Here is a 7,864-nt window from a genome sequence, read left to right as displayed (position 1 = left end):
ATTAAGAGCACGAGATACATCACTCAATAAAATACTTTGACCTCTAGAAAGACCAAACATCATATCCATTACAAATTTACATTCAGGCTTAGAAAGACCAGAAGCAAGTTTATCTGAAAAAATAACAATTTCTCTTTTGGTTTCATATAAATCTGTGGTAAAATAGTTCATGGAAAATCCCTCCTAAATTTTGTTTATCTGGTTAAATAAATTATAACATTTTCGAGGCTGATTTTCCTTATAAAACAAGCAAGAACAGGCAAGTTGTGAATGACTTTCTACCTGTTCTTTATTTTTTATCGAAACTCAAACAAGTCAGCTTTTGATTCTCAAAATATTAAATTCTATAATGAACCTTCTTTTTCACAAATCCGCGATTTCGAATTCTACTGTCTCAATCATTTGGAGCTGTCATCTTTACATACTCATAACGGCATCGTCTGTAAATCTTCCAATATCAAATATTATCAGTCCTATCAGAGACATTATATCTCTTTTCATAATGGCCAAATTGATGATCAGATGCTTGAAGTCCCTGTGATGTACTGCCGTAATGACGGTCATTTTCATTCTATTTTGCCTGCTTCTTTTATCATACCTCATTCATCATATTCCATATTTTTTGTACTTCATGTCCTCTCTTTGAAGATGTTTTCTTCATTGACCATTGAAAAAATCGTCAATATATTTCAGATATCTGTTTCAACACTTTACCGCTGGATAAAAAAATATTCATATTATTTAAGGATATTCAGCTTTTTAAAAAATAAATATCATATGCATTTCTTCATTCATTTGATCTATGACTACGAAAGTCTCATCAGTGATATTTTCGGTATGACTCTTCATACTCTTTTTCAAAACAGTCGCAAGCTGTTTCAATCAATATCCTGATCGTTCTTGAAAGATAATCAAATAAATATGTTGGCAATGTCATTTCATGATTGTCTGTTCTATACTCAAATCAGGAGGTAAAATAATATGAATATACAAAAAACAGACAGCTATGAGTATCGAAAGCTTGTAGCACAGGTCAAATTTTCGATGATTGCGCCAGTTGTTTCACATACATTTACTGATGATTCTATAACTGCCTATTTCAAGCGCATTGGAAACAGTGAAATTGAATGGCCTGATGGTACAAAACGCCACTTTTCTGGACAGACAATGAAATACTGGCTCCATATTTACAGAAAATTTGGCTTTGAAGGACTTATGCCTAAAGATAGACTCGATCTTGGGAGAGTCAGGAAACTTGATGAGGAACATAAGAAATATATCGCTAATCTCATTAAAGAATATCCTAAAATAACAGGAGTTATGATCTATGAAAAAATGATCGAAGATGGTGTGTTAAATCAAGGAGACTGTTCGGTAGATACGGTTCAGCGTTATATCAAAAACAGTGGTTTAAGAAACGGACAGGGTAAAACACTGACCAAAGAAAGAAGGGCTTGGGAATTTGCCCATTCATGTGATGGATATGAAGCTGATACATGTCATACATTTTATATTTTTGATAAAAATGGAGAATATCGAAAAACATATCTGATAGCTATTATTGATAATCATTCAAGGATGATCGTTGGTGCTGAATTCTTTTTCAATGATAATGCAGTCAACTTTCAAAAAGTGTGGCATGATGCTGTTTTAAGGTATGGGAGAAGCAAAGTCATTATCTTAGATAATGGAAGCAGCTATAAAAATAAGAGCACAAAAGAAATAGAAGCAAAATTGGGAACTAAGATTATCTATAATCCCCCTTATTCTCCAACGGGAAAAGCTGTTATTGAAAGATTTTTTCATACCATGAAAATGAGATTTTTAGATGTACATAAAGGAAGTGATTATCAGTCACTCCATCAATTGAATGATGATCTCAATAAATGGATCAATGAATACAACAGAACGGTCCATTCATCCATGAAAGATGATGAACACGATAATCATACACCATTTGAAAGGTATATGTATGATATGAGAGATATTGAAGTATCAAGACTTTCCAATAAATCACCGGCTGATTATTCTTCATGGCTTGATGATGTATTTCTTCATGAAACGACAAGAAAGGTTAATGGAGATTCAACAGTTCTTATAGAGAATGTATTATTTGATGTTCCTTCTGTTTATATAGGGATTCGAGTTATTATTCGTTATAATCCTCGTACTTTTGAAGGAACATATCTTTATGATACATCACAAAAGAAAAAAGTATTCCTAAAGAGAACAGATAGAGTTGAAAATGGAAAAACAAGAAGAGAGGAGATCATTTACTGATGGAAATGACAACATATTATGGAATGGATAAAAATCCTTTTACCAAGGATGCAACAGTTTCAACACTTTATGCATCGAATGATTTCAATCAGATGACAAATAGACTGGATTTTATCATACGTTCAAGGGGTATTGGTGTATTTTTAAGCAGTCCAGGAATGGGAAAGACGACATGTTTAAGAAAGACACTTGAATCACTCAATCCAAATCGTTATGTCGTCATCTATATATGCATGACAACTATAACAGCGATTGATTTTTATCGTATGCTTAATGATGCACTTGGTCTGGAAGAAACAACGAAGAAATCGCAAATGTTCAATCAGATACAGGAAGAACTCAAAAGACTGACATCAGAAAACAAGATGGAAGTCATCATAGCTGTTGATGAGGCACAGTTTTTAAGAAAAGAAGTACTCAGAGAATTCATCATGCTTATGAATTTTGATTATGATTCTAAAGATTACTGCACACTTATATTTGTAGGGCAGAATGAATTTTTAAGAACATTAAGACTCAAATCACTTGAACCATTTAGACAACGCATCAATATGAATTATACATTTACTGGCTTCAATGAAGAAGAGGTCAAAAACTATGTTGTCTCAAGACTCAAATCAGTTAACTGCAGAAGCGATCTTTTCAAAGAAGAATGTTATCATACACTATATTCATTAATGAATACTTCTGTAAGAATACTCAACCTTTTAATAAACAAGAGTCTGATACTGGGAATGCATTATAAAAAAGATGTAATAGATAGTGAATTAATAATGAAAGCAAGCAAGGAATTGATGATTGGGTAATGATTATGGATTATATATAGAAATTCACAAGAAGAAAAGTGTGTAGGAACAATAGAAGGACTGGTAATAACACCAGTATATGATTTTTCAATAAAAATAAAAGATAAAATAATATGGTGTCAGATGGAGCATTTATTAAATGAATGGTGCATACATTTTATTGATATTAGAAAAAATGTAGAACTTGCACATCCAAGAGATGTCTATTGGAATATGAAAGCGATATATGAAGTATTTGAAGATATTGAAATAAGTTTAAAAATAGCATATGGAATAAAAGCGATATATGAAAAAACAAGAGAATGCATAATTGCATTCTTTTTTTATTTAACAGATAACAAGTTAAAATAATTTGCGGTTACAATTCAAAAAGTATAAAAATCTGATTATTTTAATTTGCAGTTGCAAAGTGGGGAGAGTTTGCAGTTTAACATTTCCGGCAATACATGGTTTCACCATAAATCCATAATCATCTGCAAACTGTTGAAACTTAACGTTGACTTTTCCGCTCGAATACTCTGTTCTTGCTTCATCCATAACCGTTTTCATGTTATCGGTCTTTAGGATATCAGGTATACCACCTGCTGATTCAAAAGCCTGATCAAGATAATGAAATAGAGCTCCTTGTTTCTTGGTAAGTGATATAAAATTAACACTATATCTTGAATAGGAATAAACAAGGGCAAAGATATTCAAATTAATAACTTCACCAGTTTTTAATGTGTAATTCATACTTTCTTTCCAGTCTAGTTGTGCTTCAACTCCCATACCACTCTCTCTTTTGATTGCCTGATGATTAGTAGAACAATTTCTAACTTCACCATTTACTGTTCTGTTTGTTTTTCCATTAAAATATTTGTTGAATTCTTCATGTTGACTGATCCATTTTCTAAAATGTGAAGCCGAGCATTCTAATCCATGATTATCTTTTAGATACTGCCATAAAACTCTTTTATAAAAGAAAACCTGAGTTTTCTGGTTGATAAGCAAGTCATATACTATATGATAGAAATCATCTAACTTACTTTTTCTTTTTCTTTTCTCTGGCTTGGTATAACCATTCATATATTTATCTATTAATCTTCTATCTACACCAAGCTCTCTTGCAATCTGTGATTTATTAACTTTCAATTTTAACTCCTCTATTAATACTTTCAATTCAAGTAAAGATTTGATTTCGATACTTGAATTAACTGATAAATTCATAATCATAATATAATCCTCCAATAAAACTGGATTATTATATTATATATAATTGATTTTGTACATTTTTATATGATCATTTTTGTACGTATTAATAGTATCATTTATAATTCTACATTCATAACAAGTAAGATCTATCACCGAGCGACGTTTTAAACAATTAAGATATCTGATAAAAACTAATTTTTATCGTTCCTGGTATATTGTAATTGACTTATTTAACTGTCAATTATGTATACCTTATAAAAGTCAAGATAATTTGACCAATTTGTTGCACTTAAGTGTTCTCAGTTTTTTTAGGATTCAATTTATCCTTGATTCGATAAGATGGTCCTGTAATATTAAATAAATATGAGTAATGAAGAATTCTATCTACTATGGCTTTAGTTATCATTTCATCATTGCCTAATATCTGTGGCCATTTATCAAAGGAAATATTGCTGGTAAAAATTGTAGATCGTTTCGTATATCGTATATCAATCAATTGGAAAAACAATTTGGCCTCCAATGGTGATATCTCATTAAATCCAACTTCATCAACGACTAGCAGTTTATATTTATAAAATAGTTTTATTTTTCTTTCTAAAGTGCCCTCGTTATATGCCTGTCTTAGAATATTGATTAATTTATTAAATTTAATAAAATATACACTATTACGTCTAATGGCTACTGTATATGCAATTGCTATTGCTAAGTGCGTTTTCCCCGTACCTGGATTACCTATAAAAACAACATTTGTTGCGTTTTCATAAAAATCCGATTCAATAATCGATCTTATTTTTTCTTCTTTTATGCCTGGCTGAAAATTAAAATCATAATCGTCAACTTTTCTTAAGAAAGGAAATGCTGCTACCTTTACATTATAAAGTCTGTTATTTTCCTCCTTGGCTATTACTTCCTTATTCAATATTTTATGCATTACCTGTAGTTGTTCTTCATCTATTTCATTATTCATTATTAATGAATTTAAATATGAATATGCTGATTTCAATTTTAAATAATTTAATTGTTCATTACATGAGCGGAACATCAGGTATGCTTCCTTCGCAGTTTAACTATCAACCAAAAAGTATAACTAAGAGAGTGCATCAGGCTGAAAAACCTGTCGAGTTGCTAGAGGAAATAATCGGTTATATATCGCTTCCATATGAAATTATTCTTGATCAGTTTGCTGGAAGCAGTAATTTAGCCGTGGCTGCATTGAATATGTCTAGAAATGCAATCGTTATTGAAGGAGTTGAAAATATATAAAATACCTCACAAGAAAAAAGAAATTTAGCAAAAGAAAATTTTAATCTAATGAAAAAAAATATAGAAGAACAGCTGAATAAAGAAGCTACTATAATTGATATCAATCGTATTACATATTCTAATGAAAGTATTGTCGGATATGAGGAATTAGAAAATGATTATGATTTAGGATTATAACAAGGAGAAAAAATATGGAAAATAAATTAATCAAAACTAAAATTGAAAATCTTATCGAAAAAACAAAACAACTAAAAATACACGATGTAATATCATACATTAAAATTGAATTTCCTGAAAATGAGTTTAGTTGGGAAAACATTGATGAAAGAAACGATTTTTATTATGATCATCGAGATATTATTCATCTAACAAATCAAACGGAATTGATTATTAATTATCCTGGAGGTGACAGATTTGGGGATCTATATGCTGAACCATATACTGATATAAGTTTTCACAGTTTTAAGTTAAGTGGTAATAATGACTTAGACGATAACTTATACCTGTTTCTAAATGATAAATATAACGAGGGGAATAAAATACTCGACTATCTGAATGAATTGTCAAGTAATGCCAATTTTTCAATCGAAGAAATAATTATACGTTTAACCACTATGAATGTAAATATTCCATATCATATTTTAGGTCAGTTATCAAATGAAGAATTACAAAACATTAAAGTAAAAGAAGCGATAGTTAATTGTGTTGAAAATATTGCATTTCACAAACATTTTGATGCATGCGATCAATATCAGTATGGTCAATACGGAGGAGAAGATGTAGCTGAGTGGAGATTATCTCAATCACTTCAATTTAAAGAAATCTGGGAAAGCCTGCCAGATAAAGTGAGAGAATATTGCAATGATGAACTTGAAAGAGCGTGGTTGCAGATACCTAATACAAAAAATATACTGAATGGAGAAGTAGAATTTTTACAGGAAAGCTAACTATATATAAATCAAGTGATTTTTGATAATTAGCTGAAATATTTTTTAGTTCTTTGAAAAGTGAATTTTGTGTACACTGAAAACTACTGCTTTATGCAGAATTTTAAAAATATTAAGTTAAATATTTTTAAATCAGCTGTCTTTCATCAAATGGTATGTTTTCAGACAATAATTTATAGATTACTCTTATAAGTTTTCGTACTGAATGGCCCTGGGCGCATCTATGGGATTTACCTTGTGACCGTTTTAGTTTATAATACTTATTGAAAGTGAGATTGTATTTGCATACTGTAAGAATGCACTGATATAGATTTTTTCTTAGGTAGCGCGAACCACGTTTAGACAATGCTGTTTGAGGAGCGCTGTATTCACCGGACTGATAAGTACCGGGGTCTACACCTGCAAATCCCATGACTTTGACAGCAGAGCTGAAGTTATGGATATCACCAATCTCGCTTAAAATAGACATTCCCGTATAAATCCCAATGCCGGGAATCGAGAAGATAAGAGAATCTAGTTTAGCATCTAATTCTTCTATTTTTTTGTCTATAGTTTTAAGCTGACTGGTTAAGAGTTCAATATTTTCAATAAGCATCTTAATTTCAAGAGCAATAACTTCGTTATTTTCGCCAATAGATTTCTTTGCATTATCACGAAGAGATGATGCATCTATCTCTACATGATACCCCTTGTTTTTAGGGTTTAGAACGTTTTTGAGATGAGTAAGATTAGCTTTGGCTAAATTATAAGAACTTCCAAATTCTTTTAAAACAGCCATATAAGTTTTGGAATACTTGGTTTTAAACCATGAATTAAACTCGGGTATAACGATATCGATACACTTTTGAAGACGGTTTTTCTTTTGATTGATATCTTCAGTAATTGAAGCGTGATAACGGGTTAATTCTCGAGCCTGTTTCATATCGAGTTTATGCTGAGTGACTTTAGTATAGTCTCTGTCAAAGAGTACTGAACAGATAAGAAAAGTATCTTTTTTATCATTCTTAGTCTTGCGGATTTTAGACTTGCGCTTGGCATCAGTGGTTAATGGATTAATTAAAGCAACCTCATAATCGTGTTTGATTAGAAAGCTGATAAGGTTGTCACCGTAATGACCGGTGGCTTCTAAGCCTACAATATGTCTAGGTGATTTAAATTTTTTAACAGCTTTGATAAAAGAATCAAAACCATCAGAATTATTAGGAAAGAAGAAAGGTTCATGACAGTTAAATAAGTCAATTACAATAGGTTTTTAAAGTTTCCAATTTTCTGGGTTCACTTCAATAGCACGTGGTTTTTGTTTCACAATAAAAACTGTGAAGTCAATCCGTACGCTACTGACTTACACAGTTTATATTACACTCTCTATTTCTATGT

9 protein-coding genes are annotated in these 7,864 nt (G+C 31.0%); 6 read left to right on the top strand and 3 right to left on the bottom strand.

Translation table 11 applies throughout. The annotated features are described in order from the left end of the window. The first annotated feature begins 981 nt into the window (after positions 1-981). The 3 genes from BR82_RS0106080 (at position 982) to BR82_RS0106070 (ending at position 3,437) form a co-directional block, all read left to right on the top strand. Positions 982-2,280, top strand: a complete 1,299-nt coding sequence (locus tag BR82_RS0106080) for a DDE-type integrase/transposase/recombinase (RefSeq protein ID WP_027089463.1) — start codon at positions 982-984, stop codon at positions 2,278-2,280. After that, the gene (locus tag BR82_RS0106075) at positions 2,280-3,086 is read left to right on the top strand and encodes an ExeA family protein (protein WP_051592760.1); all 807 of its coding nucleotides are present in this window, start codon (positions 2,280-2,282) and stop codon (positions 3,084-3,086) included. Before BR82_RS0106080 ends, BR82_RS0106075 begins: the two co-directional genes overlap by 1 nt. 123 nt (positions 3,087-3,209) lie before the next feature. Continuing rightward, a complete protein-coding gene (locus tag BR82_RS0106070) occupies positions 3,210-3,437 on the top strand; it encodes a hypothetical protein (protein ID WP_027089461.1) in 228 nt (75 codons plus the stop codon). On the opposite strand, the gene BR82_RS15265 is transcribed toward BR82_RS0106070, so the two are convergent. Together BR82_RS15265 and istB are read right to left on the bottom strand one after the other, a co-directional pair. Beyond that, positions 3,429-4,298: an IS21 family transposase gene (locus BR82_RS15265; protein ID WP_051592759.1), complete on the bottom strand. Its 870-nt coding sequence runs from the start codon at positions 4,296-4,298 to the stop codon at positions 3,429-3,431. The genes BR82_RS0106070 and BR82_RS15265 overlap by 9 nt on opposite strands. Before the next feature lie 268 nt (positions 4,299-4,566). Continuing rightward, positions 4,567-5,319: an IS21-like element helper ATPase IstB gene (gene istB / locus BR82_RS0106060; protein ID WP_027089460.1), complete on the bottom strand. Its 753-nt coding sequence runs from the start codon at positions 5,317-5,319 to the stop codon at positions 4,567-4,569. A gap of 5 nt (positions 5,320-5,324) precedes the next feature. Here istB and BR82_RS0106055 point away from each other — a divergent pair, with 5 nt between their 5' ends. Genes BR82_RS0106055 through BR82_RS0106045 form a run of 3 tightly spaced genes read left to right on the top strand, consistent with a single transcriptional unit; the run spans position 5,325 to position 6,487 of the window. Next, entirely contained in the window at positions 5,325-5,540 is a 216-nt protein-coding gene (locus BR82_RS0106055; protein ID WP_008792838.1) for a DNA methyltransferase, read from the top strand. A gap of 48 nt (positions 5,541-5,588) precedes the next feature. After that, the gene (locus BR82_RS17805) at positions 5,589-5,717 is read left to right on the top strand and encodes a hypothetical protein (protein WP_261794259.1); all 129 of its coding nucleotides are present in this window, start codon (positions 5,589-5,591) and stop codon (positions 5,715-5,717) included. A 14-nt stretch (positions 5,718-5,731) separates the two neighbouring features. Continuing rightward, entirely contained in the window at positions 5,732-6,487 is a 756-nt protein-coding gene (locus tag BR82_RS0106045) for a hypothetical protein (protein ID WP_240474517.1), read from the top strand. A gap of 127 nt (positions 6,488-6,614) precedes the next feature. On the opposite strand, the gene BR82_RS0106040 is transcribed toward BR82_RS0106045, so the two are convergent. Continuing rightward, a complete protein-coding gene (locus tag BR82_RS0106040; RefSeq protein ID WP_084300726.1) occupies positions 6,615-7,727 on the bottom strand; it encodes an IS110 family RNA-guided transposase in 1,113 nt (370 codons plus the stop codon). Between the last annotated feature and the right edge of the window lie 137 nt (positions 7,728-7,864).

This window comes from Thomasclavelia saccharogumia DSM 17460 (assembly GCF_000686665.1).
Taxonomy (GTDB): domain Bacteria; phylum Bacillota_I; class Bacilli_A; order Erysipelotrichales; family Coprobacillaceae; genus Thomasclavelia; species Thomasclavelia saccharogumia.
Note: the sequence above shows the minus strand (reverse complement) of the source record. Positions and strands in the feature narration are given on the sequence as shown.